This is a genomic window from Nocardioides bruguierae, assembly GCF_023656415.1.
GTDB classification, from domain to species: Bacteria; Actinomycetota; Actinomycetes; order Propionibacteriales; family Nocardioidaceae; genus Nocardioides; species Nocardioides bruguierae.
Genome location: NZ_JAMOIL010000009.1, coordinates 17,551 through 41,691 on the forward strand (window position 1 = coordinate 17,551; position 24,141 = coordinate 41,691).

Sequence of the window (24,141 nt, forward strand, 5' to 3'; positions counted from 1 at the left end):
TCAGGCGCCGTCCGTGGGCGCGAGCGAGGCCCGCAGCTGGTGGGCGAGCTCGGCCTCGAGGGCCGCCTCGTCCACCGCGTCGTCCACCATCGTCTGGCGGGAGAGGACGTGGCCGTGCAGCGTGAGCAGCAGCGCGCGGGCGAGGAGCACCGGGTCACCGGCACGGGCGGCGCCGGCCTCCTGGCAGCGGGCGACGGCGCCGGCCACGACCTGGGCCATCTGCTCCTGGCTGCGCCCGCGGCGGTTGAGCAGGTAGGGCAGGAGCAGCTCGGGGTCGAGCTCGACGATGCGGGCGAACAGCTCGTTCTCGCGCAGGGCCCGCACGGCGGCCAGCAGGTCGTCCACGAGCAGGTCGACGGGCCGGTCCGGGCTCGCCTCGTCGGGGCGGCTCGCCAGCACGTCGGCCATCACTCGCGACCACTCGCGGGTCATCAGGTCGCCCAGCAGGGTCGGCATGTCCGCCCACGTGCGGTAGATCGTCATCCGGCTGACCGCGGCCCGTCGGGAGACCTCGGTGAGGGTGGTGCGCCGCCAGCCGAGGTCGAGGAGGCAGGCGCGCGCCGCGTCCAGGTAGACGTCCTGGCGGGAGGAGTCGCCCTCGCTGTCAGCGGTGTTACGAAGTGACGGCATATGTCACACTGTAACGCATGGACGTCTCCCGCACAGCCCCGCCGACCGAGATGGACCCGCAGCGCTGGGGCCCCACCGACCGCGCCGAGCCCCTGGCGCCCGCCGCCCGCGGCCTCGTCGAGCTCGCCTTCGGGCTGGCCGAGACGCCGCCCGCGCCGCTCGGCACGCCCCCGGCCGACGGTCTGCCCGCCGCCGTCCGCACCGCACTGGTCGACCTCCTCGGCCCCGCGCACGTGGACGACGGCGACGCGCTGCGTCGGCTGCGCACCGCCGGCAAGTCGACCCCGGACCTGCTGCGCGCCCGCGCCGGGGACGTGGCGGACGCACCCGACCTCGTGGTGCGCCCGGCCGACCACGACCAGGTGCAGGCGGTGCTCGACCTGGCGGTGGCCCACCGGGTCGCGGTGGTGCCGTTCGGCGGGGGCACCGGGGTCGTCGGCGGCGTCGCGGGCGGCCGCACCGCCCGGGAGGCCGGCCTCGCGGGGGCCCTCAGCCTCGACCTGGTGCGGCTCGACTCCCTGCTCGCGCTGGACGAGGTGTCCCTGACCGCGACCCTCGGCGCCGGGCTGCGGGGGCCGGCCGCCGAGGCGCTGCTGGCCGAGCACGGGCTGGTGCTGGGGCACTACCCGCAGTCCTTCGAGCACGCCAGCATCGGCGGGTTCGCCGCGACCCGCTCGTCCGGGCAGGCCTCGGCCGGCTACGGACGCTTCGACGCGATGGTGGTCGGCCTGCGCGCCGCCACGCCCCGCGGGCAGTGGCGCCTCGGCGTGGCCCCGGCCTCGGCCGCCGGCCCCGACCTGCGTCAGGTGCTGCTGGGCTCCGAGGGCGCGTTCGGCGTGGTCACCGAGGTGACGGTGCGGGTGCGCCGGGCGCCCTCGAGCGCGCGGTTCGGCGGCTGGCGCCTGCCGGACTTCGCCGCCGCCACGACGGCCGTGCGCACGCTGGCGCAGGAGGGCCTGCTGCCCACGGTGCTGCGGATCTCGGACGAGACCGAGACGGCGCTCAACCTGGCCGACCCCTCCGCCGTCGGCGAGGCCGCCTCCGCCGGGTGCCTCGTGGTGGTCGGCGTCGAGGGCTCCGCGCGGCACGTGGCACGACGCTGGGAGGAGGTGGCCGAGGTGCTCGCGGCCCACGGCGGCACCGACCTGGGCGCCGGCCCGGGCGAGGCGTGGCGCGACGGGCGCTTCCACGGGCCCTACCTGCGCGACGCGCTGCTCGACGTCGGCGTGCTGGTCGAGACGTTGGAGACGGCGACCTTCTGGTCCGGCGTCGACGGGCTCAAGGCGGCCGTCACCGACGCCGTCTCCGCCTCGCTCGGCGACGGCACGCTCGTGCTGTGCCACGTCAGCCACGTCTACGAGACCGGCTGCTCGCTCTACTTCACCGTCGCCGCTCCCGGCGGGCAGGACCGTGCCGCCCGGTGGGGTGCCGCCAAGGCGGCCGCGTGCGAGGCGATCGTGGCCGCGGGCGGCACGATCACCCACCACCACGCCGTGGGCCGCGACCACCGCCCCTGGCTGCACCACGAGGTCGGGGACGTCGGGGTCGGCGTGCTGCGCGCGCTCAAGGCGGAGCTGGACCCCACGGGCGTGCTCAACCCCGGGGTGCTCGTGCCCTGACCTGCCGCACGCCCCGCCCGGGGCCGCTGCCTCAGCGCGCGGGCAGCGTCCAGACGAGCAGCTCGGTGGCCACGGCCGCGGTGACCGTGCGGGCCTCGGTCTCGCCGTCCAGCAGGAACGCGTCGCCCGCCTCCAGCGGCTCGGCCAGGCTCGAGCGGACCAGCGCCCCGCGCGCCACGAAGCAGTGGACGAGTGGTGCGACCGGCAGGGTCACCGACCCACCGGCGGGCAGCCGGGCGACCAGCAGCCGCGCGTCGCCGGACCGGGGCCGGGCGCCGGTGTCGACCAGGTCGCCCGAGGCCAGGGCCTCCGGGTCCACCGGGATCGACTCGAACGAGGCGGGCGCGTCGACGGCGTCGTCGTCCGGGGTGAGCCAGACCTGCACGAACCGCGTCGCGCCCACGCCCTGCGCGGCCACCTCGGCGTGGTCGACGCCCGCGCCGGCGTGCTGCACGGCCACGGTGCCGGGCGTGGTGGTGGCGGTGTGCCCCAGGGAGTCGGTGTGCTCGAGCGCGCCGGTCAGGACCCAGGTGACGATCTCCAGTCCCGCGTGGTGGTGCTCGCTGAAACCGGACCCGGGCCGCAGGTGGTGGTCGTCGTGGCAGGTGATCCGCCCGAACGAGACCCGTTCCGGGTCGTAGTGCTGCCCGAACGAGAACGAGTGGCGCGTGTGCCGCCCCGGCTCGCGGGTGGTGAATCGGCTCGTTCCCCGGCGGATCTCGACGCTCATGGACATCATGGTCTCGTGCCGCCGTCGCAGGATGCCCCCCGCCTGCCCCCGCTGCCGCCGGGGTTCCGGCTCGGCGTGGCCACCGCCGCCTACCAGGTGGAGGGTGCCCCCGAGGCGGAAGGTCGTGGACCCTCCGTGTGGGACACGTTCGCCGCGCGGCCCGGGGCCGTGGCCGGCGGGCTGGCCGCGGGCGACCTGGGCGCCGACCACTACCGCCGGTTCCGCGAGGACGTCTCCCTGCTGGCCGACCTCGGGGTGGACGCCTACCGCTACTCCATCCCGTGGTCGCGCGTGCAGCCCAGCGGCCGCGGCGCGCCCAACGCCGCCGGCCTCGACCACTACGAGCGGCTGGTCGACACGCTGCTGAAGGCCGGGATCGACCCCGTCGTCACGCTGTTCCACGGCGACCTGCCGCAGGGCCTCGAGGACGACGGCGGGTGGCTCAACCGCGAGACGATCTCGCGCTTCGGCGACTACGCCGCCCTCGTCGGCGAGCGGCTCGCCGACCGGGTCAGCGCCTGGGTGCCGGTGGACGAGCCCAACGTCGTGGCCTTCCTCGGCTACGGCACCGGCTCGCACGCGCCGGGCCGTCGGCTCATGTTCCACGCCATCCCCGTGGCCCACCACCTGCTGATCGGGCACGGCGTCGCCACGTCCGCCCTGCGGGCCGCCGGGGCCGAGCGCGTCGGCTGCGCGAACCACCACGCGCCCATGTGGCCCGCCAGCGACGACGAGGCGGACGTCGGCGCGACCAAGCTGTTCGACTCGTTGTGGAACGGCTTCTTCATCGAGCCGATGCTGCTGGGGCGCTACCCGCGCGACCTGGAGATCCTGCTCGACGACGTGATCGAGCCGGGCGACCTGGCGCTCATCCGCCAGCCGCTCGACTTCTACGGGATCAGCTACTACGCCCCCATGCGGATCGCCGCGGCCCCCGAGGAGGCCGAGACCCCGTTCATGCCGGTGCCGCTGCTCGGCTACCCGACCACCGACCTCGGCTGGCCGGTCGTGCCCGACGCGCTGCGCGAGTGGCTCATCACCTTCCGTGCCCGCTACCGGGCCGCGCTGCCGCCGCTGTGCATCACGGCCGCCGGTGCCGCCTACGCCGACACTCCCGACGAGCAGGGCGTGGTGGACGACGACGCCCGGATCGCCTACCTGGACGGCCACCTCCGCGCCGTCTCCGCTGCCGTCCAGCGAGGCGTCGACGTGCAGGGCATGTTCGTCTGGTCGCTGCTGGACGGTTTCGACGGTGCCCAGGGCTACCAGGCGCCGTTCGGCCTCGTCCGCGTCGAGCCGGGCTGCAAGAAGCGCGTGCCCAAGGCGTCCTTCGACTGGTTCCACGACGTCATCGCCTCGCGGACGCGGTCGATCGGCTGACCCCTCCGCCAGCACAGGCCCCGACCGGAGGTGGCTACCGCAGGACGCCGGCGGCGAGGCCCTCCACGACGAGACCGAGCCGGCGGGCGTCGGTGGCGAGGTTGACTCGGACGTGGCCGGCCAGGCCAGGGTGGTAGTCGCTGCCCTCGGCCACGCGGACGTGGTGGGCGCGGGCCGCCTCGGCGGGGCGCTCCACCCCGTACGCCCGTAGGTCGACCCAGGCCAGGTAGGTGGCCTCGACCGGCCGCACCCGGGCCTGCGGCAGCCGCTCGTCGAGCATCTTCTCCAGCAGGTCGCGCTGCTCGGCGATCCGCTCGCGCAGCGCCTCGAGCCAGTCGTCGCAGTCGTTCCACGCGACGGTGCCGGCGATCATCCCGAGCACCGACGCGCCACCGTTCTGGGCGTGCGGCACGCCGCGGACCGCAGCCAGGTCGCCGTCGTCCAGCGTGATCACCTGTGCCGCGTGCAGGCCGGCGGTGGAGAACGTCTTGGAGTGGCTCGTGACCAGCACCGCGGAGTCGTCGACGCTCAGGTAGGGCACGAACGCGGGGGAGCCCGGCAGCACCAGGGGCGCGTGGATCTCGTCGACGACCACGCGCACGCCGTGGGCGCGGGTGAGGTCGCGCAGCGCCTCCAGCTCGTGGCGGCGGTGCACGCGCCCGGTCGGGTTGTGCGGGTGGCAGAGGATCAGCGTCCGCGCCCCGCTCTCCACGATCGCTCGCTCGAGGGCCGCCAGGTCGAGGGCGGCGTCGTCGGCGTCCGGGTCGGCCTCGACCATCACCAGCTCGTGGCCGGTGACCTCGACGACCTCGCGGAACGGCGGGTAGTGCGGGGTCGGCACCAGCACCGGCCCCGGCTCGGCCAGGGTCTCCAGGACGAGGCGGAGCCCCGCGACCACGTCGCCGACGACCGTGGAGCGGCCCACCGGCAGCGTCCAGCCCCAGTGCCGCTGTGCGAACGCGACGAACGCGGCGTCGAGCTCGGCGGCCTGCAGGGTGTCGTGCCAGGGGGCGTAGCCGAGCATCCCGTCGGCGACCGCTGCGCCGACGGCGTCCAGGATCGGGAGCGCCACCTGGTAGTCGGTCTCCGCGACCCAGGCGGGCACGGTGCCCTCCTCGGTGGAGCCCCACTTGGTGGGCAGGGCGCGACGGAGCTGGGCGTCGGTGAGGTCGACGATCACGGGGACCAGTCTGGTCCGGTCCGACGAGCGGCCGGTGCGGGGGGTCGGTCGCCGCTCAGGGGGCGGTGAGCCGCGCGGCGACGGAGGCGAGGACGGCGGGGTCGCCGGGCGACGGGGTCCAGGGGAGGCGGAGCCGGTCGCGGGCCTCGTCACCGGCGTAGCGGGGGATCACGTGCCAGTGCAGGTGGAAGACCGTCTGCCAGGCGGCCTCGCCCCACGCGGTCAGCACGTTCACGCCGTCCGCGCCCAGGCGCTCGCGCATCCGGGCGCCGAGGGCCTGCGCCGCCCGCGCGGTCGCCGCGACGTCCTCGGGGTCGGCCGCACCGAGGTCCGCGGCGTGCGCCTTGGGGACCACCAGGGCGTGGCCGTCGCTGGCGGGGTTGATGTCGAGGAACGCGAGCGTGCGCTCGTCCTCGGCCACGACGGTCGCGGGGACCTCCCCGGCGACGATGCGGCAGAACAGACACGTCGCGTCGCGGTTCACCTCGCCTGGCACGGGCCCCAGCGTAGGCGGTCCTCACCCTCCCGGACCAGGTGCACGAGTACCCCCGAGGGGTAGCAGTAGAGGCATGGACACCTCCTGGAAGATGGCCGCGACCGCCACCCGCCACTGCCTCACCGGCTGCGCCGCCGGCGAGATCGTCGGCATGATCCTCGCCGCCGCCTTCGCCTGGCAGAACCTGACCAGCGTCGCGGTCTCGTTCGTGCTGGCGTTCGTGTTCGGCTACTCGCTGACCTTCTGGGGCGTGAAGAAGGCCGGCTTCTCCACCTCGACCGCGGTCAAGGCGGCGCTGGCCTCCGACACCGTCTCGATCCTGGTGATGGAGCTCGTCGACAACGGCTTCATCGCGCTCATCCCCGGCGCGCTCGCCGCCACGCTCACGCAGTGGCTGTTCTGGTGGACGCTGGCGCTCTCGCTGGCCATCGCGTTCCTCGTGGCGGTGCCGGTGAACAAGTGGCTGATGGACCGCGGGCTCGGCCACGCCAAGGTGCACGAGCTGCACGGGCACAGCGGTGGGCACGGCGGCGGTCACGAGGGTCACGAGATGCACCACACTGCCCAGGGCCACTGACCGGACGGGCGTCACCCGGGTGTCACACGTCGGCCCTACGATCCGACTCATGCGCCGTCGCCTCGCCCTGCCTGCCCTTGCTGCCGCGTCCGTGCTGGTGCTCAGCGCCTGCGCGCCGACCGAGGAGTCGGTCTCGGCCTCCGACGACGGCTCGACGACGGCCGACGCGACGGCCAGCAGCAGCGAGTCGGCCGACCCGGCCGCCTGCGTCACCGACGACATGCTGACGACGGCCGGCACGCTGACGGTGGGCACCGACTCGCCGACCTACTCGCCGTGGTTCAAGGGCAACGACCCGACCAACGGCAAGGGGTACGAGTCGGCCGTGGCCTACGAGGTCGCCGACCGCCTCGGGTTCAGCCAGGACGAGGTCACCTGGACCGTCGTGCCCTTCAACACCTCCTACGCGCCCGGCGCGAAGGACTTCGACTTCGACATCAACCAGATCTCGATCACGCCGCAGCGCGCGAAGGTCGTCGACTTCTCCGACGGCTACTACTCCGCTGCCCAGGCGGTCATCGCGCTGGACGGCTCGGCCGCCGCGGACGCCACCAGCCTGGACGACCTCAAGAGCCTGAACCTCGGCGCGCAGACCGGCACCACCAGCCTCACCGCGATCACCGACGTGATCCAGCCCGACTCCGACCCGTCCGTCTTCCAGACCACGAACGCCGCCGTGCAGGCGCTGCAGAACGGTCAGGTCGACGCGATCCTCGCCGACCTGCCCACCGCCTTCTACATCTCGGCCGTGCAGCTGGACGGCGGCACCATCGTCGGCCAGTTCCAGCCCGAGACCGGCGAGACCGAGGAGTTCGGCATGCTCTTCGCGAAGGGCTCCAGCCTCGTGACCTGCGTGGACGAGGCGCTCGCCGCGATGGAGGACGACGGCACGCTGGCCGCGATCGAGAAGAAGTGGCTCTCCGACTCCGTGTCCGTCCCCGAGCTGGACTGATCGGGGTCGGCACCGGGCGTGGGTCCCTCAGCAGCGCGGGCAGCGGCGCCCGCGGACTGGTCCCCGAGCGAGCGTGAGCTCGAGCGGCGGGCCCTCCGTCGACGGCAGCGGCGTCGCTCCACCCTGATCGCCACGGTCATGACCGTGGTGGTGCTCGGCCTCCTCCTCGTGGGGCTGGTCAGCTCGCCCGGCTGGGAGCGGGTCAAGGAGTACTTCTTCTCGCCCGAGGCCGCCCGCGAGTCGTGGCGGGCGGTGCTCGAGGCGATGTGGCTCAACGTCCGCCTCTTCGTCGTCTGCGAGATCGGCATCCTCGTGCTGGGCCTGCTCATCGCGGTCGCCCGCACGACCCGCTCGGCCTGGCTGGCGCCCGTGCGCGTGGTGGCGGTCGTCTACACCGACGTCGTCCGCGGCATCCCGACGATCCTGCTGATCACGATGTTCGGCTTCGGCATCCCGGCGCTGCAGCTGCAGGGCATCACCAACGACCGGGTCGTGTGGGCCGGCGTCGCGCTCGTGGTCTCCTACTCGGCCTACGTCTCGGAGGTCTTCCGCGCGGGGCTGGAGTCGGTGCACCCCTCGCAGGTGGCCAGCGCCCGCGCGCTCGGGCTCTCCGAGGGGCGCATCCTGCGGCACGTGGTGGTGCCCCAGGCGGTGCGCCGCATCGTCCCGCCACTGCTCAACGACTTCGTGTCCCTGCAGAAGGACACCGCGCTCGTCTCCGTGCTGGGCGTCCTGGACGGCGTCTTCTGGGCCACCAACTACGCCAACTTCAACTTCAACTACACGCCGATGGTGGTCGTGGCGCTCTACTTCGTCGTGCTCACGGTGCCGCTGGCCCGGCTCACCGACCACCTGCAGAAGCGGCTGGTCGAGCGGGAGAGGGCGGGTGCCCGATGAGCGCGCTGCTGTCGGTGCGCGACCTGCGCAAGTCCTACGGCGACCGGGTCGTGCTCGAGGGCATCGACCTCGACGTCGAGCCCGGCGAGGTGGTGTGCCTGATCGGCGCCTCGGGGTCGGGCAAGTCGACGCTGCTGCGGTGCCTGAACCTGCTCGAGCAGACCGACGACGGCACCATCACGTTCGAGGGCAGCGAGATCACCGACCCCCGCACCGACGAGCGAGCCGTGCGCCGGCGGATGGGCATGGTCTTCCAGGCCTACAACCTGTTCCCGCACCTCACGGTGCTGCAGAACTGCGTGCTCGCCCCGCGGTTCGCCCACCGTCGCTCCCGCCGCGAGGCGGAGGCGCGGGCCCGTGACCTGCTCGGACGCTTCGGTCTCGGTGACTTCGCGGACGTCCACCCCGACCGGCTCAGCGGTGGCCAGCAGCAGCGCGCCGCCGTCGTCCGCGCCCTGTGCACGAGCCCGTCGCTGCTCCTGCTCGACGAGGTGACCGCCGCCCTGGACCCCGAGCTCGTCGGTGAGGTGCTCGGCATCCTGCGCGAGCTCGCCGCCGAGGGCACCACGATGGTGCTGGCCACGCACGAGATGTCGTTCGCGCGGGACGTCGCCACCCGCGTCGTCTTCCTCGACGCCGGCCGCGTCTGCGAGGAGGGCCCGCCCTCCCAGGTGCTCGGCGCGCCGCTGCAGGAGCGGACCCGCGCCTTCCTCGCCCGCGTCCTCTGACCAGCGCACTCCCCGCGGGACGTCATGCGGAGCGGACGCAGTCCCCCTCAGATGCATGACGTGCCGGGTGCAGGATGGGGCGCATGCCTCAGCAGCAGAACCCCGGTGACCAGGCAGGACGAGGCGGGCCGCTGGCCGGCGTGAAGGTGGTCGAGCTGGCGGGCATCGGACCCGGTCCGCACGCCTGCATGATCCTGGCGGACCTGGGCGCGGACGTGATCCGGCTCGACCGGCCGCAGGGCCAGATGTTCACCGGCGGCGCGCACGACCTGCTCGACCGCGGCCGCCCCAGCGTCGCGCTCGACCTCACCCACCCCGAGGCGGCCGACCTGGTGCTCAGCCTGGTGCGCGACGCCGACGTGCTCGTCGAGGGGATGCGGCCCGGGGTCACCGAGCGTCGCGGCGTCGGGCCGGCGGAGTGCCTCGCGGTGAACCCGGCGCTGGTCTACGGGCGGATGACCGGCTGGGGGCAGGACGGTCCGCTCGCCCAGGCCGCCGGCCACGACCTGACCTACACCGCGCTCACCGGCGCGCTGCACGGCGCGGGGCAGGACCCGGCGCGTCCGCACTTCCCCCGCAACCTGCTCGGCGACTTCGGCGGCGGCTCGACGTACCTGGTCATCGGCGTGCTCGCCGCGCTCACGCACGCCCGCGCGACCGGCCGCGGCCAGGTGGTCGACGCCGCGATCGTCGACGGCCTCGCCCACCTCGACGCGATGACCCACGCGCTGGCCAACGGTGGCCTCGACACCCAGCCCCGCGGCCGCAACCTGCTCGACGGCGGCGCCCCGTTCTACGACCTCTACGAGACCGCGGACGGCGGCCACGTCGCCGTCGGTGCCCTCGAGCCGCCGTTCTTCGCGGCCCTGATCGAGGTGCTGGACGTCGCAGCGGACTGCCCCGGCCAGCTCGACCTGGCCCGCTGGCCGGAGATGCGCGCCCTGTTCGCCGAGACGATCCGCGGCCGCACCCGGGAGGAGTGGACGGCCGCCGCCGAGGGCACGGACGCCTGCCTCGTCCCCGTGCTGACCCGGGAGGAGGCGCCGCTCCACCCGCACCTGGCCGCGCGCGGCACCTTCCTGCCCGGCGAGCACGGCCCCCAGCCCGCCCCGGCACCCCGGTTCTCCGAGACGCCGGCGAGCCTCGGCACCCCTCCGCCGGCCGTGGTCGGTCAGGACACCCGCGCCGCGCTGGCCGCCTGGGGGGTCGCGGACGTCGACGGCCTGATCGCGCGCGGGGTCGTCCACCAGGCCTGAGGTCTCGATCACCGGGAGGCGTGCCAGCACAGATCTCCACTAATGAATATCTGTCAATAACGGCGGATCCGCGTTACCGTCGCCACATGACCTCCCAGGACACCAGCCCGGCGCAGCCGGTGGAGGACGTCGACGTCCTCGTCATCGGCGCGGGGCTCTCCGGCATCGGCGCCGCCTGCCAGATCGTCACCCGCCACCCCGGCAAGTCCGTCGCGGTGCTCGAGGCCCGCGCCACGAGCGGCGGCACGTGGGACCTGTTCCGCTACCCCGGCATCCGGTCGGACTCGGACATGTTCACCTTCGGCTTCCGGTGGCGGCCGTGGCCCAGCGACACCGCGCTGGCCGACGGGCACCTGATCCTCGACTACCTGCGGGCGGTCGCGGAGGAGTACGACGTGGAGCGGCTCATCCGCTACGACCACCGCGTCACCAGCGCCGCGTGGAGCAGCGACGAGCAGCGCTGGACGGTCACCTACACCCACGACGGGGTCGAGAAGCAGGTCCGGTGCAGCCTGCTGTGGGGCTGCTCCGGCTACTACGACTACGACCAGGGCCACGCCCCGGTGTTCCCCGGGGCCGAGTACTTCGAGGGGCAGGTCGTGCACCCGCAGTTCTGGCCCGAGGACCTCGACCACGCCGGCAAGAAGGTCGTGGTGATCGGCTCCGGGGCCACCGCCGTGACGCTCGTGCCGGCCATGGCGCCGACCGCCGAGCACGTGACGATGCTCCAGCGCTCGCCCACCTACATCCTCTCCCGGCCCGGCCGCGACGGCTGGGGCAAGGCCCTGGCCCGGCTGCCCGAGAAGCTCCGGTTCCCGCTGGTGCGGTGGAAGAACATCCTGGTGCAGGTGGGCAGCTACCAGCTGTTCCAGCGCCGGCCGGAGTGGGGCAAGAACCTCATCCGCACCGCCACGGCGCGGCAGCTGGAGGGCACGGGCCTCGACGTGGACACCCACTTCAAGCCCGACTACAACCCGTGGGACCAGCGGCTCTGCTTCGTCCCCGACTCCGACCTGTTCAAGGCGCTGCGCAGTGGCAAGGCCGACGTGGTCACCGACCACATCGACACCTTCGACGCCACCGGCATCCGGCTGACCAGCGGCAAGCACCTGGACGCCGACATCATCGTCACGGCCACCGGCCTGCGGCTCAAGGCGTTCGGCGGCATCTCGATGACCGTCGACGGCGCCGAGGTCAAGGCCCACGAGACGATGGCCTACAAGGCGCTGATGCTCTCCGGCGTCCCGAACTTCGTCTACACGATCGGCTACACGAACGCGTCCTGGACCCTCAAGGCCGACCTGGTCAGCGACTACGTCTGCCGGATGCTCGAGCACCTCGACACCCACGGGCTGAGCAGCTTCGTGGCCGAGCGCGACCCCAGCGTGGGGGAGCGGCCGTTCATGGACTTCCAGTCCGGCTACGTGCTCCGCGCCCTCGACCACCTGCCCCGACAGGGCGACCGGGCGCCGTGGATGCTCAAGCAGAACTACCTCACCGACCTGCGCACCATCCGGCACGACGAGCTGGACGACGGGGTCCTGGCGTTCCGCTGACGCCGCCCGTGCCCGAGGGGGTGAGAGGCCCCGGGTGCCGGATGGGTATCCGAGGAGGGTGCGGCCCCGACGGCGGGGCCCTCTCATCCGAGGAGGAATCATGGCGATCAGCGACAAGCTGTCGAACAAGTCCGAGGAGCTCGGCGGCAAGGGCAAGGAGACGGTCGGCGAGGCCACCGGCAACGAGCAGCTCCAGGCCGAGGGCAAGGCCGACCAGAGCTCGGCCGGCCTGAAGCAGGCCGGCGAGAAGCTCAAGGACGCGGCCAAGGACGTCAAGGGCGCCGTCTCGAAGTGACGTGCCACGTCTGAGCACCACGTCTGAGCACCACCTCTGAGCACCGCGCCTGAGCGCGCGTGACATCTCGGTCCCAGGACCGGGCCCGACGAGGGCCGCCCCGCACCGGGGCGGCCCTCGCCGCGTCCCGGGGTGCCTCCGTCCCCGGGCGGGTGACCCGACCCCGGCAGCGGTCGCGGGAGCATCGGAGGCGCCAACCGCCGCGACCGAGGTCAGGAGCCCGGAGGACCCGTGAGCCAGATCGTCCGCCGCAGCCTGTGGGACAAGGTCCCGCGCGACCACTGGGACAGCCCCCAGGTGCTGCGCCGACGCCAGGTCGTCGTGGCCGTGGTGGTCGTCGCCGGTGCGGTCGCCCTCGGCTTCCTGCTGCGCACCGACCCGGGCTCGGTCGCCTTCTACCTGCTCACCCTCGTGCTCGCGGCGATCTGGACGACCGGGGCGTTCGTCTCGGGTCGCATCCACCTGGGGCGGATCGCCTTCCGCGACCGGCTGGTGCGCCCCGTCCTCTCGCCGTTCCTGGTGGGGGCGGTGATGGTCGGGGTGTTCGTGGCCGGCGGGTACCTGGTGCAGGCCATCGACGTGCTGGCGCCGCTGGTCGACGAGATCCGCTCGGTGCTCGACTACTCGACGCAGGGCTCGCTGCCGATCCTGGTGGTGGTCACCGCGATCAACGGGATCGCCGAGGAGCTGTTCTTCCGCGGCGCCGCCTACGCGGCCACGCCGCGCCGCCCCGTCCTCGTGACGACGGTGGCCTACCTGGTGGCGACGCTGGCCAGCGGCAACGTGATGCTCGCCTTCGCCGCGGTGCTGCTGGGCGTCGTGGTCGGGCTCGAGCGGCGGGCCTCCGGTGGGGTGCTGGCGCCGATCATCACGCACCTGACGTGGTCGCTGTCCATGCTGCTCGTGCTGCCGCTGGTGTTCGCCTGACGATTGTCGGGTAAAGCCGCAGGTCGCGCCGGGTCCGACGGTGCCCGAGGCGCGTGCAAGAGAGGTCAAATGTACCCCTCACCTGGGCCGACGGGACCTTGTGAAAGTTCTCACGAGCGCTTCTGAAGACACTGTGGGGCACGTACCTTGGCAGCGTGATGCCCCTTCTCGACACCGTCGTCGGGTCGCTCGACGTGCACGCGAGCCTGACCGCCCTGACCTCCCTGACCGCCGACGCGAGCAGCACCGCAGACCCGGCGGGCCTGCTGCCGGCCCGCCAGCAGATGGCGCTGTCGCTGGGCTGGCACATCATCCTGGCGTGCTTCGGCGTCGCCTTCCCGACGATCATCCTGGCGATGCACTGGCGCGGTGTGTACCGCGAGGACGCCGACGCGATGCGTCTCGCCCGTCGCTGGTCGAAGGTCTCGGCGGTCCTCTTCGCGATCGGTGCGGTCTCCGGCACCGTGCTCAGCTTCGAGATGGGCCTGCTCTGGCCCGGCCTCATGGGCACGTTCGGCGACGTCCTCGGCCTGCCGTTCGCGTTCGAGGGCCTCGCGTTCTTCCTCGAGGCGATCTTCATCGGCCTCTACCTCTACGGGTGGGACCGGATGAAGCCCAAGGTGCACCTGCTGATGCTGGTGCCGATGGCCATCACGGGCGTGGTCGGCACGTTCTGCGTGCTCGCGGTGAACGCGTGGATGAACGAGCCCACCGGCTTCGACATCGTGGACGGTGAGGTCACCAACATCCAGCCCTGGGCCGCGTTCTTCAACGACCGCGTCTGGCTCCAGTTCGGCCACATGTGGGTCGCCACGTTCATGGTCGCGGGCTTCTGCATCGCCGCGGTCTACGCCGTGGGGATGCTCAAGGGCCGTCGCGACCGGCACCACCGTCTCGGCTTCATCGTGCCGTTCGTCTTCGCCTCGGTGGCCGCGATCTCCCAGCCCGTCGTGGGCCACTTCCTCGGCGCGGAGCTGGCCGAGATCCAGCCGAGCAAGCTCGCCGCGATGGAGCTGGCCACCACGTCCGAGAGCCCCTCGCCGATGACGCTGGGCGGGTACGTCAACAGCGACGGCGAGAAGGTCGGCGCCATCGAGATCCCCTACCTGGGCTCGATCATCGCGATGGAGTCGCTCTCGGAGCCGGTGCCCTCCCTGGACGAGTTCGCGGAGGAGGACCTGCCGCCGGTCAACCTCACCCACTGGTCGTTCCAGATCATGATCGGTCTGGGCATGCTGCTGATGGGCCTCGCCCTGATCTTCTGGTTCGCGCGCTGGCGGAAGTGGGACCTGCTCGACGCCGACCGGGCCACGAGCCGGTGGTTCCTGCGGATCATGGCCTTCTCCGGCATCGCGGCGATCGCCGCCATGGAGACGGGCTGGATCACCACCGAGGTGGGCCGCCAGCCCTGGATCGTCTACGGCGTCATGCGCACCCCCGAGGCAGCCGGCGACAACTCCGGGCTGTGGTGGCTCTACTGGATCACCGTCGTCGTCTACACGCTGATGACGATCGGCGCGATCGTCGTCCTGCGCTCGATGGCCAAGCGGTGGCGCCGAGGGGACGAGTCGCTGCCCAGCCCGTACGGGCCGGAGCTGGAGACCGGCTCGGCGACGGACGCGGCGCAGGAGCCCGCCCGATGAGCCTCGAGGTGGTCGTGGCGGCCGCGCTCTTCGCGGGCGTCCTGTTCTACGCCGTGCTCGGCGGGGCCGACTTCGGCTCGGGGTTCTACGACCTCACCGCGGGCGGCTCCCGGTCGGGTGCGCGCATCCGCCGCCAGGTCGACCACTCGATCGGGCCGGTCTGGGAGGCCAACCACGTCTGGCTGATCTACGTGCTCGTCGTCTGGTGGACGGCGTTCCCCAGCGCCTACGAGCCGGTGATGCGGACGCTGATCGTGCCGCTGTTCCTGGCGGTCGGCGGCATCGTCCTGCGGGGCTCCGCGTTCGCGTTCCGCAAGTACGCCGAGTCGCTGGCCCTGGCCCGCTTCTTCGGCGTGGTCTTCGCGGTCTCCTCGGTCATCACGCCGTTCTTCCTGGGCGCGGTGGCCGGTGCGATCGCCTCGGGCCGGGTCCCCGCCGAGGGACGCGGCGACCTCTGGGCCTCCTGGCTGAACCCGACCTCGGTCATCGGCGGGCTGGTGGCGATCGGCACCTGCGCCTTCCTGGCCGGCGTCTTCCTCGTCGCCGACGCCACCCGCGGCCCGGACGCCGACCTCGCCGCCTCGCTGCGCCGCCGCGTCCTCGCGGTGGGCATCGGCACCGGTGCGATCGTGCTGGCCGGCCTCATCCCGCTGCACGACGACGCCCCGACCCTCTGGTACGGGCTCACGCACCGCGCGCTGCCGCTGGTGATCGCCTCGGCGGTGCTCGGCGCCGCGACCCTGGTGCTGCTGTGGGTGCGCCGCCCGGGGATCGCCCGCTTCACCGCCGTGGGCGCCGTCGCGGCGGTCGTCTCGGGCTGGGGCATGGGCCAGTACCCGTGGTTCCTGGTGGACGAGATCACCATCACCGACGCCGCGGGGGCGACCGCGACCCTCGAGGCGCTGCTCGTGGCCGTGGGCCTGGCGGCGGCCCTGGTGGGCCCCTCGCTCGGCTACCTGCTCCACACCGCCCAGAAGTGGTCCGCGGAGGACGCGCACTGACCTCTCAGGCCGAGGCGGGTGCGCTCTCCTCGGCCAGGGCGAGGCGCACCATCTCCACGTAGCTCATCGGCTCGAACGGCACGACGTCACGGATGCTGGTGTCGGTGACCAGCACCTCGGTGCCCATCGACTCGATGAGGTTGCCCGCGGTGGTGGCGTCGACGCCGGTGACCAGGCGGATCCACCACTCGCTCAGCATCGGCGTGCCGACCGGCACCTCGAGGATGGGCGGCTTGCGCCCGAGCAGCACCTTGCCGGCCTCCTGGAGCATGCCGGTGTAGGAGAGCTGGTCGGCGCCACCGATCTCGAAGACGCGGTCGAGGGCCTGGTCGTTGCCGGTGACGCCGACGACGTAGCGGACGACGTCGTCCACCGCGATGGGCTGCGTGCGGGTGGCCGCCCACCGGGGCACGACCATGGCGGGCAGGTGCTTGACCAGCTGCCGGGTCATCTCCCAGGAGACCCCGCCGGCGCCGACGACGATCGCGGCGCGCAGCACCGTGACCGGCACGCCCGAGGAGCCGAGCAGGTGCTCGACCTCGCGGCGCGAGCGCAGGTGCGGGGAGAGGGACTCGCCGTCGGCGCCCAGGCCGCCGAGGTAGACGATCTGGTCGACGCCGGCGGCCGCCGCGGCCAGGCCGAAGTCACGGGCCGCCGCCGCGTCCTTCTTCTCGAAGTCGGTGTCGTCGAGGCTGTGGACCAGGTAGATCGCCACGTCCACGCCCTCCATCGGCTCGGCGAGCGAGCCGGCGTCGAAGACGTCACCGAAGACGGGGGTGCCCTCACCGGTGTAGGTGTCGGGGTGGCGGGTCATGGCCTTGACCGTGTGACCGGCCTCGGTCAGGCAGGGCACGAGCCGACCACCGACGAAGCCGCTGGCGCCGGTCACGAGCACGGTGAGACCCATGGGTCGACGGTAGGCAGGTGGACGCCGGGGGCTGCTCACCCGCGCCGGGGGTAGGCTGTGGTTGAAGATTCAGCAACTGACTCGTCAGGAGTTCTCGTGAGTGCCGCCCCCGTCACCACCCTGCCCGTGGCCGTCTCCACCGCCGAGGACGACGCCGCGCGCCCGCTCGTGGTGCTCCTGCACGGTCGCGGCGCCGACGAGCGCTCGATCATCGGCCTGGCCCGGCACCTGCCGGCCGGCGCGTCCTACGTGGCGCTGCGCGCGCCGCTGGGCGCCGAGCAGTCGGGGTACGCGTGGTTCGCCAACCACGGGATCGGACGCCCGGACGCCGACTCCCTCGCCGGCACGATGGCCTGGTTCGACGCGTGGCTGGGCTCGGTGGCCGACGCCGGGCGCCCTGTCGTGCTGGTCGGCTTCTCCGGCGGTGCGGCGTTCGCCGGCGGGCTGCTCCTGACCCGCCCCGAGCGCTGGGCCGGCGTGGCCGTCCTCGCGGGCACCCTGCCGTTCGAGCCCGCCGGCATGGACCTCACCACCGGCCGGCTCGCCGGGTCCCGCGTGCTCGTCGCCCAGGGCAGCGCGGACCACGTCATCCCCCGCGACCTGCTGGACCGCACCCGCACCTGGCTCGCCGAGGAGTCCGGCGCCGACGTCACCGTGCACACGGACGACGGCGGGCACGGCCTGACCGCGCAGGGCGTGACTGCGCTCGCAGGGTGGCTGGAGGGCGTGCTCGCCCCCCGCTGATCGAGACCACTCAGCCGCACTTGTCGACAGCGGCCACGGATGCGGTGACGTGCAGCTGCGCGTGGCCCGCGTACTCGTGGGCGTCCTCGAGGCTGTCGGTGGAGAGCGTGAGCTGCGCCCACCCGACGACGCGCTGGGCGTGGCTGGGCAGCTCGGGGAACCGGTTGTCGTCCGGCGCCCAGACCTCGATCCGCTCGGTCAGGTCGGCCCAGCGGGCACCGGGATCGGCCCACGAGCCGCCGAGCAGGTCGACGCCGGCGCACTCCTCCAAGGGCAGGCCCAGGCCCTGCTCGCCCTGCTCGCCCGGCAGCAGCCCCTCGTCCACGGCCCCGGCGAGGCTGCCGTCACCGTCGGTGTCGCCGTAGAGGTGCACCCCCGGCCCCGTGACCAGGTTGGAGACCTCCTCGGCCGCGGCCCGTGCCTGCGCGAGGTCGTCGGCGGCGGCCCAGACCTCCAGCGCCGACTGGACGGCGCCCAGCCGGTCCCGGGCGGCAGCGACGTCCGCCGGGTCGCCCGGGTCGCCCTGCTCGGAGCAGGCCGTCGTCAGGAGCAGCGCGGTGGCCAGGAGCCCGGCACGCACGAGCCGGGGAGGGACGCGCACAGGACGGATGGACACGGGGACGGGCGGCACGGCAACCGCTCTAGGAGCCCGCGGGCCCGTCGCCCGGCTCGCCCGCGCACCGGCACCGGGTCTCGGCCAGCAGGGTGCGGGTGCGCTCCTCGGCCGCGCGGACGCCGACCAGGACGGCCGCGGCCGTGGTGCCCCCGACCAGGATCGGGAGGACGAGCAGCGTCCAGCCGGCGAACCCACCCCCACCGCCGAGCACCGACAGCATCCAGAGCGCCATGTCGGCGAAGGTCGCCCAGAACAGCACCCACGCCAGCAGGCGCAGGGACGCGACGGACAGCCCGGGCGGCACCGGAGGGGCGGCCGAGGCGCGCGAGGAGGCTCGCAGGTCCGTCATGACGTCATTCCACCACGGGCGGCGACGGGAGGTCCCCGGTCGCGGCGGGCGAGCCCGTGGTCGCGTCGCGCCCGCGCACCAGGTCGCGCAGGTGCGTCGCGTACTCGAACTGGAGCGCCTGGGAGCGCTCCTCGGAGGCACGCACCGCCGTGAGCACGACGGCCATGGCGGTGCCGACGACCAGGAGCAGCAGGACGAACCCGGTGGCGGTAGCCCAGCCGTCGTTCCCGTCGCTGATCGCGGCGAGCAGGGCCACCGCGTCCAGGATCGTGGCGCTGGCCAGCGACCAGGCCAGCGAGCGCAGGTGGCGGGCGGAGAGAGCGGGGGCGAGCAGCGCGGAGCGGTCGGGCAGGGCGTCCATGACGCCTGAGTCCATCACACGCCGCCGTCGGGCGCACCGGTGCGGCGGGCGACCTCCTCGCGGCGGGTGGCGTCCATCGCGGCCTCGTAGGCGGCGACGAGGCCGTCCACGGTCACGGGCTTCATCGCCGTGACCAGGGCCTGGAGCCGCTCCGAGCCTGCGTCGGTGTCGCGGTAGGCGGGCCAGACTTGTTCGCGGAAGACGGCGTCCAGCTCGGCGGCCAGCGCCTCGCCCGCGCGCCGGCACGCGTCGCCGGCCGCCCGCGCGGCGGCCAGGGGGAAGTCGAGCGCGAGGAGGTCGAGGGCGGTGGTGAGGCGCCCCGCGGCGAGCCGGTAGCCGCCGGTCGGGTCGACGCGGACGACACCGAGGGCGTCGAGGAGCGCCAGCGCCGCCTCGTCCAGGGTGCGGCCGGCGCGCTGCTCAAGCGCCGCGAGGTCGGCGACGTGCTCGTCGTCGGGGTGCCACGGGGTGAGCATCGTGCGCCGCACGGCGAGCTGGTCGGCACCGGCGTCCTCGGGCAGCGTCGCCAGGTACCGCTCGATCGCGGCCAGGGTGAAGCCGTGGCCCTGGAGCTCGCGGACCAGCTCGAGCCGCGCGACGTGCACGGGCGTGTAGTAGCCGGACCGGCCGCGGCGCACGGGCGGCGGCAGCAGCCCGCGGGAGGTGTAGAAGCGGACGTTGCGCACGCTCACCCCGGTGCGCTCGGTGAGGTCGGCGAGGCCGATGAGCCCCTCCTCGTCCACAGCCTGCTCGCCCATGCCCCTCCTCCCCAGGTCGTGCCCTCGCTCTTGACCACCGTGACAGTACCGGTGTCATGATCGTGAGTGGCGCCCGTCACGCGCGCTGCTCCCCATCCGGCCCCTGCAGAGAGGCAGCCCATGCCCGAGGCGTTCATCTACGACCACCTGCGCACCCCACGCGGTCGCGGCAAGGCGAGCGGCAGCCTGGCCGAGGTCACGCCGGTCTCCCTGGCCACCGGCCTGCTCGCGAGCCTGCGCGAGCGCAACCCTGGGCTGGACGCCGGCATCGAGGCCGTGGACGACGTCGTGCTCGGTGTCGTCACGCCGATCGGGGAGCAGGGCGGCGACCTGGCCAAGACGGCCGCGCTGGCCGCCGGCTACCCCGAGACCACGGCGGGCGTGCAGCTCAACCGGTTCTGCGCGTCGGGGCTGGAGGCGGTCAACCAGGCCGCCGCGCGGGTGCGCTCGGGCTGGGAGGACGTGATCGTGGCGGGCGGGGTGGAGCACATGTCCTCCACGCCGATCGGCGCGGACGGCGGCCCCTGGGCGGCCGACCCGCAGACCGCGCTGGCCACCGGCTTCGTGCCACAGGGCATCGGCGCCGACCTCATCGCGACGCTCGGCGGCTGGACCCGCGCCGACGTCGACGCGTTCGCCGCGGAGTCCCACGCCCGCGCGGCCAAGGCCTGGGCGGACGGCCGCTTCGCCTCGTCCGTGGTGCCGGTGACCGACCGCAACGGGCTGACGATCCTCGACACCGACGAGACGATCCGGCCCGGCACCTCGCCCGAGAGCCTGGCGGGGCTCAAGCCCTCCTTCGCCGCGCTCGGGCGCGACTTCGGCTTCGACTCCGTGGCCCTGGAGAAGTACCACCGGGTCGAGCGCATCGACCACGTGCACCACGCGGGCAACTCCTCCGGCATCGTGGACGGGGCGGCGCTGGTGCTCCTCGGCTCCGAGGGTGCCGGCGAGCGGCTGGGGCTGCGGCCCCGGGCCCGCGTCGTGTCGGCGGCCGTGTCGGGGGCGGACCCGACGATCATGCTCACCGGCCCCGCCCCGGCCGCGCGCAAGGCGCTGGCCAAGGCCGGTCTCGAGGTCGGCGACATCGACCTGTTCGAGATCAACGAGGCGTTCGCGGCGGTCGCCCTGCGGTTCATGCGCGACCTCGGCATCAGCCCCGAGGTCACCAACGTCAACGGTGGGGCCATCGCGATGGGCCACCCGCTGGGGGCGACCGGGGCAATGATCCTCGGCACCCTCGTGGACGAGCTGGAGCGGCGCGACCTGCGCCGCGGGCTGGCCACGCTGTGCGTGGGCGGCGGCATGGGCATCGCGACGATCGTGGAGAGGGTGTGAGCCGGATGAGCGGCACGACCGTGGACACCTCGGTGACCTACGAGCTCGGGAGCGACGGCGTCGCCACGCTCCTCCTGGACGACCCGCAGGCGCGGGTGAACACCATGAACGACCGGTTCGGCCCCGCGTTCGCGGCAGCCGTGGAGGCCCTGCTCGCCGACCTGGAGCAGCGGCCCGACGACGTGCGCGGCGTCGTGCTGGCCAGCGGCAAGTCGACCTTCTTCGCCGGCGGCGACCTGCTCTCGATGCAGCGCACCGGCCCCGACGAGGCCGCCGCGACGTTCCTCATGGTCGAGGGCCTCAAGGCCACCATGCGACGGCTGGAGACCTGCGGGCGTCCCGTGGTCGCCGCGATCAACGGCGCCGCGCTGGGCGGTGGCCTCGAGCTCGCGCTGGCCTGCCACCACCGGGTCGTCGCCGACGACCCGCGGATCAGGCTCGGCCTGCCCGAGGCGACGCTCGGGCTCCTGCCCGGTGGCGGCGGCGTCACCCGCGTCACCCGGATGCTCGGCCTCCAGAGCGCCCTCATGGACGTGCTGCTGCGCGGCCCGCAGATGAGCCCCGAGAAGGCGCTCGGCCAGGGCCTCGTCGACGAGGTGGTGCCCGCCGAGGGCCTGCTCGAGCACGCGCGGGCGTGGGTGCTCGCGCACCCCGAGGCGCACGTGCAGCCGTGGGACGCGCCGGGCTACCGGATGCCCGGCGGGGCCCCGTCCTCGCGACAGATGGCCCAGGCCCTGCCCGCCTTCCCGGCCCTGCTGCGCCAGCAGACGAAGGGGCACGTGCCGCCGGCGCAGGCCGCGATCCTCTCGGCCGCCGTCGAGGGGGCCGGTCGCGACTTCGCCGCCGCCTCGCGCATCGAGTCGCGCTACTTCACCTCGCTGGTGACCTCGCAGACCTCGACGAACATGATCCAGGCGTTCTTCGTGGACATGCAGGCCGTCAACGGCCCGGCCCACCGGCCCGCCGGCGTCGAGCCGTTCCGACCGACCCGCGTGGCGGTGCTCGGCGCCGGGATGATGGGCGCCGGCATCGCCTACTCCTGCGCCCGTGCGGGCCTGGACGTGGTGCTCAAGGACGTCTCCCTCGAGGCCGCCAAGCGCGGCCGTGGCTACACCGAGACGCTGAACGCCCGCGCGGTGGAGAAGGGGCGGACGACGCCCGAGAAGGCCGCGGCCGTGCTGGCCCGGATCACCCCCACCGCCGACGCGGCCGACCTCGCGGGCTGCGACCTGGTGATCGAGGCGGTCTTCGAGGACCCGGCGCTCAAGGCGACCGTCTTCGCCGAGGTGCTGCCGCACCTCGCGCCCGACGCGCTGCTGTGCTCGAACACCTCGACGCTGCCGATCACCGACCTGGCCGCGGCGGTCGCGGACGCGACGGGCCTCGACCTGGCGGACCGCTTCCTCGGGCTGCACTTCTTCAGCCCCGTGGACAAGATGCCGCTGGTCGAGATCATCCGCGGCCGCGCCACCGGAGACAGCGCGCTGGCGCACGCCCACGACGTCGTCCGGGCCATCGCGAAGACGCCGATCATCGTCCACGACTCCCGCGGCTTCTACACCTCGCGCGTCATCGGCGTGCGGATCAACGAGGGCCTGGCGATGCTCGCTGAAGGGGTGCACCCGGTCTCGCTCGAGCGGGCCGCCACGCAGGCCGGCTACCCGGTCGGTCCGCTCCAGCTCAGCGACGAGCTGAACATGGAGCTGATGGCGCGCATCGCCGACGCCACCGAGGCCGCCGACCCCGAGGCCGCCCACCCCGGCACGGCCGTCGTCCGCCGGATGATCGAGCTGGGTCGTCCCTCGCGGCTGAAGGGCGCGGGCTTCTACGACTACGAGGGTGGACGACGGCAGGGCCTGTGGGCCGGCCTGGCCACCGCGTTCCCGTCGACGCCGGAGGGGGACGCCGTGCCGCTGCGCGACGTCGCCGACCGGATGCTCGTGGCCGAGGCGCTCGAGACCGCCCGCTGCTTCGAGGAGGGCGTGCTGGAGTCGTCCGCGGCCGCCAACATCGGGTCGATCCTCGGCATCGGCTTCCCGCCCACCACGGGCGGCGCCGCCCAGCTGATGCATGGCTACGAGTCGCCCACCGGCGAGGTCGGCCTGGCGGCGTTCGTGGCCCGGGCGGACGAGCTGGCCGCGGCCTACGGGCCGAGGTTCACCGTGCCGGCGTCGCTGCGGACGCTGGCGGAGAAGGGGGAGCGGCTGCCCGCCTGAGCCCGGCTCCGGGCCTCAGCCCAGGCGTCTGGCCAGGGCCGGCGGGGCGATCGCGAGGACGCGGCCGAGGACCTCCCACGGCCAGCGCGGCACGAAGGCGCGCCCGACCTCCTTCTCGATTGCCTCGACCATGGCGGCGACCCCGGTCTCGGTGTCGACCATGAGCGGGGTGCGGCCGGACTTGGCGCCGGTCATCTCGGAGGCGATGTAGCCGGGGTGCAGCACGGTGACCCGCACGCGGCCCTTCAGCTCGCCGGCGTCCACCTCGGCGCGCACGCCCTCGGCGAGCCGGGCGACCGCGGCCTTCGAGGCCGCGTAGGCGGTCATGTGCGTGGGCATGGCCCGCACGCTCATCACCGAGGAGACCACGACGAGGTGGCCGTGGCCCTGCTCGCGGAAGACGGCCATGGCCGCCTCCATCGTGGCCAGGGCGCCGAGGACGTTGGTGGTGAGCGTCTCGATGTTGGCGTCGGGGCGCCCGGAGCCGATCGGACGGCCCTTGCCGGCGCCGGCGTTGACCACGACGCGCTCCAGCCCGCCGAGCTCGGCGCGCAGCTGCTGCACCACGCGGGGCACGGCCCCCAGGTCGCTGACGTCGAGGGGCGCCGAGCACACCCGGACCCCGGGGCTGACCGCACCGATCTCGGCCGTGAGGTCGTCGAGCCGGTCGGTCCGCCGCGCCGTGAGCGCGAGGTCGTGGCCGGCCGCCGCGAGCTGTCGCGCCATCTCGGCACCCAGGCCGGACGATGCACCCGTGATCAGGGTCCTCATCCGGCGAAGTATGCCCAACGGGCCGTGGCTTGTCGCGGGTCCGCGGCGATTCGCAAGAATTTCAGGGCCACCAGTGTTTCGGCACCGCAACATTTCGTACCTGAGAGTTCTCAGAGTCTTGACTTAATGCTCCCGCGGGAGTGAGGTGCAGACCACCTCCGTGTCATCTGCTGGCATCGGGCGCCGGCACGCGGGGGATCTCGGGTTAAGAGGG

At 73.6% G+C, this 24,141-nt stretch carries 25 protein-coding genes; 15 read left to right on the forward strand and 10 right to left on the reverse strand.

Going from position 1 to position 24,141, the window contains the following annotated elements:
* A complete protein-coding gene (locus tag M8330_RS07980) occupies nucleotides 1-630 on the reverse strand; it encodes a TetR/AcrR family transcriptional regulator (RefSeq protein WP_250826905.1) in 630 nt (209 codons plus the stop codon).
* 17 nt (nucleotides 631-647) lie between these two features.
* On the opposite strand from M8330_RS07980, the gene M8330_RS07985 reads away from it, so the two are divergent.
* Nucleotides 648-2,249 (forward strand): FAD-binding oxidoreductase, encoded by a 1,602-nt coding sequence (locus M8330_RS07985; protein ID WP_250826907.1) that lies wholly within the window; start codon nucleotides 648-650, stop codon nucleotides 2,247-2,249.
* 31 nt (nucleotides 2,250-2,280) lie between these two features.
* Here the strand turns inward: M8330_RS07985 and M8330_RS07990 are convergent, their stop codons facing one another.
* A complete protein-coding gene (locus tag M8330_RS07990) occupies nucleotides 2,281-2,979 on the reverse strand; it encodes a pirin family protein (protein ID WP_250826908.1) in 699 nt (232 codons plus the stop codon).
* A gap of 15 nt (nucleotides 2,980-2,994) precedes the next feature.
* On the opposite strand from M8330_RS07990, the gene M8330_RS07995 reads away from it, so the two are divergent.
* Nucleotides 2,995-4,359: a GH1 family beta-glucosidase gene (locus M8330_RS07995; RefSeq protein WP_250826909.1), complete on the forward strand. Its 1,365-nt coding sequence runs from the start codon at nucleotides 2,995-2,997 to the stop codon at nucleotides 4,357-4,359.
* Nucleotides 4,360-4,393: 34 nt separating this feature from the next.
* Here M8330_RS07995 and M8330_RS08000 read toward each other — a convergent pair whose 3' ends face one another.
* Together M8330_RS08000 and M8330_RS08005 are read right to left on the reverse strand one after the other, a co-directional pair.
* Nucleotides 4,394-5,539, reverse strand: coding sequence for a MalY/PatB family protein (locus M8330_RS08000; protein WP_250826910.1), 1,146 nt, complete (start codon nucleotides 5,537-5,539; stop codon nucleotides 4,394-4,396).
* Nucleotides 5,540-5,594: 55 nt separating this feature from the next.
* A complete protein-coding gene (locus M8330_RS08005; protein WP_250826911.1) occupies nucleotides 5,595-6,035 on the reverse strand; it encodes an HIT family protein in 441 nt (146 codons plus the stop codon).
* A 73-nt stretch (nucleotides 6,036-6,108) separates the two neighbouring features.
* On the opposite strand from M8330_RS08005, the gene M8330_RS08010 reads away from it, so the two are divergent.
* From M8330_RS08010 to M8330_RS08055, 10 genes are all read left to right on the forward strand, one after another.
* Nucleotides 6,109-6,612, forward strand: coding sequence for a DUF4396 domain-containing protein (locus tag M8330_RS08010; protein ID WP_250826912.1), 504 nt, complete (start codon nucleotides 6,109-6,111; stop codon nucleotides 6,610-6,612).
* Nucleotides 6,613-6,661: 49 nt separating this feature from the next.
* Nucleotides 6,662-7,564, forward strand: a complete 903-nt coding sequence (locus M8330_RS08015) for an ABC transporter substrate-binding protein (protein ID WP_250826913.1) — start codon at nucleotides 6,662-6,664, stop codon at nucleotides 7,562-7,564.
* A gap of 138 nt (nucleotides 7,565-7,702) precedes the next feature.
* Nucleotides 7,703-8,461: an amino acid ABC transporter permease gene (locus M8330_RS08020; RefSeq protein ID WP_250051405.1), complete on the forward strand. Its 759-nt coding sequence runs from the start codon at nucleotides 7,703-7,705 to the stop codon at nucleotides 8,459-8,461.
* Nucleotides 8,458-9,189 carry an amino acid ABC transporter ATP-binding protein gene (locus M8330_RS08025; protein ID WP_250826914.1) on the forward strand — a complete coding sequence of 244 codons (732 nt, stop codon included), beginning with the start codon at nucleotides 8,458-8,460 and terminating at the stop codon, nucleotides 9,187-9,189. Before M8330_RS08020 ends, M8330_RS08025 begins: the two co-directional genes overlap by 4 nt.
* Before the next feature lie 83 nt (nucleotides 9,190-9,272).
* Nucleotides 9,273-10,445 carry a CaiB/BaiF CoA transferase family protein gene (locus M8330_RS08030; RefSeq protein WP_250826915.1) on the forward strand — a complete coding sequence of 391 codons (1,173 nt, stop codon included), beginning with the start codon at nucleotides 9,273-9,275 and terminating at the stop codon, nucleotides 10,443-10,445.
* A gap of 86 nt (nucleotides 10,446-10,531) precedes the next feature.
* Nucleotides 10,532-12,001 carry a flavin-containing monooxygenase gene (locus M8330_RS08035; protein ID WP_250826916.1) on the forward strand — a complete coding sequence of 490 codons (1,470 nt, stop codon included), beginning with the start codon at nucleotides 10,532-10,534 and terminating at the stop codon, nucleotides 11,999-12,001.
* 100 nt (nucleotides 12,002-12,101) lie between these two features.
* Complete coding sequence (locus M8330_RS08040) at nucleotides 12,102-12,296, forward strand: CsbD family protein (protein ID WP_250051399.1); 195 nt, start codon at nucleotides 12,102-12,104, stop codon at nucleotides 12,294-12,296.
* A gap of 231 nt (nucleotides 12,297-12,527) precedes the next feature.
* Complete coding sequence (locus tag M8330_RS08045; RefSeq protein WP_250826917.1) at nucleotides 12,528-13,223, forward strand: CPBP family glutamic-type intramembrane protease; 696 nt, start codon at nucleotides 12,528-12,530, stop codon at nucleotides 13,221-13,223.
* A 158-nt stretch (nucleotides 13,224-13,381) separates the two neighbouring features.
* Nucleotides 13,382-14,866 carry a cytochrome ubiquinol oxidase subunit I gene (locus M8330_RS08050; RefSeq protein ID WP_250827031.1) on the forward strand — a complete coding sequence of 495 codons (1,485 nt, stop codon included), beginning with the start codon at nucleotides 13,382-13,384 and terminating at the stop codon, nucleotides 14,864-14,866.
* Nucleotides 14,863-15,867 (forward strand): cytochrome d ubiquinol oxidase subunit II, encoded by a 1,005-nt coding sequence (locus M8330_RS08055; protein WP_250826918.1) that lies wholly within the window; start codon nucleotides 14,863-14,865, stop codon nucleotides 15,865-15,867. Before M8330_RS08050 ends, M8330_RS08055 begins: the two co-directional genes overlap by 4 nt.
* 4 nt (nucleotides 15,868-15,871) lie before the next feature.
* Here the strand turns inward: M8330_RS08055 and M8330_RS08060 are convergent, their stop codons facing one another.
* Entirely contained in the window at nucleotides 15,872-16,774 is a 903-nt protein-coding gene (locus tag M8330_RS08060; protein ID WP_250051393.1) for an NAD(P)H-binding protein, read from the reverse strand.
* Between the two features lie 96 nt (nucleotides 16,775-16,870).
* Between M8330_RS08060 and M8330_RS08065 the strand changes: the two genes are divergently transcribed.
* The gene (locus M8330_RS08065; RefSeq protein ID WP_250826919.1) at nucleotides 16,871-17,518 is read left to right on the forward strand and encodes an alpha/beta hydrolase; all 648 of its coding nucleotides are present in this window, start codon (nucleotides 16,871-16,873) and stop codon (nucleotides 17,516-17,518) included.
* Between the two features lie 10 nt (nucleotides 17,519-17,528).
* On the opposite strand, the gene M8330_RS08070 is transcribed toward M8330_RS08065, so the two are convergent.
* The 4 genes from M8330_RS08070 to M8330_RS08085 are packed head-to-tail and all read right to left on the reverse strand — an operon-like array spanning nucleotide 17,529 to nucleotide 19,602.
* The gene (locus M8330_RS08070) at nucleotides 17,529-18,119 is read right to left on the reverse strand and encodes a hypothetical protein (protein WP_250826920.1); all 591 of its coding nucleotides are present in this window, start codon (nucleotides 18,117-18,119) and stop codon (nucleotides 17,529-17,531) included.
* Between the two features lie 40 nt (nucleotides 18,120-18,159).
* The gene (locus tag M8330_RS08075; RefSeq protein WP_250826921.1) at nucleotides 18,160-18,483 is read right to left on the reverse strand and encodes a hypothetical protein; all 324 of its coding nucleotides are present in this window, start codon (nucleotides 18,481-18,483) and stop codon (nucleotides 18,160-18,162) included.
* A gap of 4 nt (nucleotides 18,484-18,487) precedes the next feature.
* Nucleotides 18,488-18,844: a hypothetical protein gene (locus M8330_RS08080; protein WP_250826922.1), complete on the reverse strand. Its 357-nt coding sequence runs from the start codon at nucleotides 18,842-18,844 to the stop codon at nucleotides 18,488-18,490.
* A 14-nt stretch (nucleotides 18,845-18,858) separates the two neighbouring features.
* Nucleotides 18,859-19,602 (reverse strand): helix-turn-helix domain-containing protein, encoded by a 744-nt coding sequence (locus M8330_RS08085; RefSeq protein ID WP_250826923.1) that lies wholly within the window; start codon nucleotides 19,600-19,602, stop codon nucleotides 18,859-18,861.
* Between the two features lie 120 nt (nucleotides 19,603-19,722).
* Here M8330_RS08085 and M8330_RS08090 point away from each other — a divergent pair, with 120 nt between their 5' ends.
* Together M8330_RS08090 and M8330_RS08095 are read left to right on the forward strand one after the other, a co-directional pair.
* Nucleotides 19,723-20,940, forward strand: a complete 1,218-nt coding sequence (locus M8330_RS08090; protein ID WP_250826924.1) for an acetyl-CoA C-acetyltransferase — start codon at nucleotides 19,723-19,725, stop codon at nucleotides 20,938-20,940.
* 5 nt (nucleotides 20,941-20,945) lie between these two features.
* Nucleotides 20,946-23,156: a 3-hydroxyacyl-CoA dehydrogenase NAD-binding domain-containing protein gene (locus M8330_RS08095; RefSeq protein WP_250826925.1), complete on the forward strand. Its 2,211-nt coding sequence runs from the start codon at nucleotides 20,946-20,948 to the stop codon at nucleotides 23,154-23,156.
* A 15-nt stretch (nucleotides 23,157-23,171) separates the two neighbouring features.
* Here M8330_RS08095 and M8330_RS08100 read toward each other — a convergent pair whose 3' ends face one another.
* Complete coding sequence (locus tag M8330_RS08100) at nucleotides 23,172-23,927, reverse strand: SDR family oxidoreductase (RefSeq protein WP_250826926.1); 756 nt, start codon at nucleotides 23,925-23,927, stop codon at nucleotides 23,172-23,174.
* Nucleotides 23,928-24,141 lie beyond the last annotated feature (214 nt).

Bases quoted from the DNA above. Each gene is read 5' to 3' on its own strand.
- M8330_RS07985 (WP_250826907.1), top strand. From the start codon at position 648: ATGGACGTCTCCCGCACAGCCCCGCCGACCGAGATGGACCCGCAGCGC.
- M8330_RS08090 (WP_250826924.1), top strand. From the start codon at position 19,723: ATGCCCGAGGCGTTCATCTACGACCACCTGCGCACCCCACGCGGTCGC.
- M8330_RS08030 (WP_250826915.1), top strand. From the start codon at position 9,273: ATGCCTCAGCAGCAGAACCCCGGTGACCAGGCAGGACGAGGCGGGCCG.
- M8330_RS08050 (WP_250827031.1), top strand. From the start codon at position 13,382: ATGCCCCTTCTCGACACCGTCGTCGGGTCGCTCGACGTGCACGCGAGC.
- M8330_RS08060 (WP_250051393.1), bottom strand. From the start codon at position 16,774: ATGGGTCTCACCGTGCTCGTGACCGGCGCCAGCGGCTTCGTCGGTGGT.
- M8330_RS07990 (WP_250826908.1), bottom strand. From the start codon at position 2,979: ATGAGCGTCGAGATCCGCCGGGGAACGAGCCGATTCACCACCCGCGAG.
- M8330_RS08080 (WP_250826922.1), bottom strand. From the start codon at position 18,844: ATGGACGCCCTGCCCGACCGCTCCGCGCTGCTCGCCCCCGCTCTCTCC.
- M8330_RS07980 (WP_250826905.1), bottom strand. From the start codon at position 630: ATGCCGTCACTTCGTAACACCGCTGACAGCGAGGGCGACTCCTCCCGC.
- M8330_RS08015 (WP_250826913.1), top strand. From the start codon at position 6,662: ATGCGCCGTCGCCTCGCCCTGCCTGCCCTTGCTGCCGCGTCCGTGCTG.
- M8330_RS08095 (WP_250826925.1), top strand. From the start codon at position 20,946: ATGAGCGGCACGACCGTGGACACCTCGGTGACCTACGAGCTCGGGAGC.
- M8330_RS08075 (WP_250826921.1), bottom strand. From the start codon at position 18,483: ATGACGGACCTGCGAGCCTCCTCGCGCGCCTCGGCCGCCCCTCCGGTG.
- M8330_RS08010 (WP_250826912.1), top strand. From the start codon at position 6,109: ATGGACACCTCCTGGAAGATGGCCGCGACCGCCACCCGCCACTGCCTC.
- M8330_RS08100 (WP_250826926.1), bottom strand. From the start codon at position 23,927: ATGAGGACCCTGATCACGGGTGCATCGTCCGGCCTGGGTGCCGAGATG.
- M8330_RS08025 (WP_250826914.1), top strand. From the start codon at position 8,458: ATGAGCGCGCTGCTGTCGGTGCGCGACCTGCGCAAGTCCTACGGCGAC.
- M8330_RS08085 (WP_250826923.1), bottom strand. From the start codon at position 19,602: ATGGGCGAGCAGGCTGTGGACGAGGAGGGGCTCATCGGCCTCGCCGAC.
- M8330_RS08020 (WP_250051405.1), top strand. From the start codon at position 7,703: ATGACCGTGGTGGTGCTCGGCCTCCTCCTCGTGGGGCTGGTCAGCTCG.
- M8330_RS08035 (WP_250826916.1), top strand. From the start codon at position 10,532: ATGACCTCCCAGGACACCAGCCCGGCGCAGCCGGTGGAGGACGTCGAC.
- M8330_RS08040 (WP_250051399.1), top strand. From the start codon at position 12,102: ATGGCGATCAGCGACAAGCTGTCGAACAAGTCCGAGGAGCTCGGCGGC.
- M8330_RS08055 (WP_250826918.1), top strand. From the start codon at position 14,863: ATGAGCCTCGAGGTGGTCGTGGCGGCCGCGCTCTTCGCGGGCGTCCTG.